This is a genomic window from Gluconobacter sp. Dm-44, from assembly GCF_018256175.1.
GTDB classification, from domain to species: domain Bacteria; phylum Pseudomonadota; class Alphaproteobacteria; order Acetobacterales; family Acetobacteraceae; genus Gluconobacter; species Gluconobacter cadivus.
This window is the reverse complement of sequence record NZ_JAERLZ010000045.1, coordinates 1-949: the sequence shown is the minus strand read 5'-3', so window position 1 is coordinate 949 and position 949 is coordinate 1. Positions and strand designations below refer to the sequence as shown.

General features: G+C 56.9%; 1 protein-coding gene. It reads left to right on the top strand.

The annotated features are described in order from the left end of the window. Positions 1-949: IS5 family transposase (locus JK213_RS15785; RefSeq protein ID WP_211571904.1), on the top strand; the 949-nt coding region annotated here is incomplete at both ends.

Below are 949 nucleotides of genomic sequence, written 5' to 3'. Positions count from 1 at the left end.
GCCCGGAACTGGAGAAGGCTCTGGCCTATTCAGATGGAAGCCAGGGCGGGCGACCGCCATTTGATCCGGTGCTGATGTTTAAGATCCTGGTGATCCAGACCCTGAACAATTTGTCTGATGAGCGGACGGAATATCTGATCAATGATCGCCTGTCCTTCATGCGTTTCCTTGGTCTGGGACTGTCGAACCGTGTGCCGGACGCCAAAACACTCTGGCTGTTCCGCGAGCGCCTGACGCAGGCTGGTGCGATTGAAAGGCTGTTTGATCGTTTTGATACCACCCTGCGCAACGCCGGATATCTGCCCATGTCAGGCCAGATCTTGGACGCGACATTGGTGGCAGCTCCAAAGCAGCGCAATACAAACGCTAAGAAGGCAGATCTCCGGGCAGGACGGATCCCCGAAGGCTGGGAAGACAAGTCGGCAAAACTGTCCCACAAGGACAGGCATGCGCGCTGGACGCTGAAGTTCACGAAAGCAAAACGGCAGGAAGATGGAACCATGCCGTCCATGGACCTCGCCATCCCGTTCTTTGGCTACAAATCGCACATCTCCATCGATCGGAAGTTTCAACTGATCCGGAAATGGAAGACGACGGATGCCGCTGCCAGTGATGGTGCCAGGCTGCGCGAGAGCCTGCTGGATAAAGCCAATACCGCCTCAGGCGTCTGGGCCGATACCGCGTATCGCTCGAAAGCCAACGAAGACTTCATGGAAAAGCAGGGCTTTGTCTCAAAGGTCCACAGGAAAAAGCCGCATCTCAAGCCCATGCCCCGCCACATCCAGCGGTCCAACGCAGGGAAGTCGGTGATCCGGTCGCGTGTCGAGCATGTCTTTGCCGATCAGAAATCGCAGACGGGTCTGTTCGCCCGAACCGTGGGTATCACCCGGGCCACCATGAGGATCGGCCTGGCCAATATCGTCTACAACATGCGGCGCTTTCTGTTCCT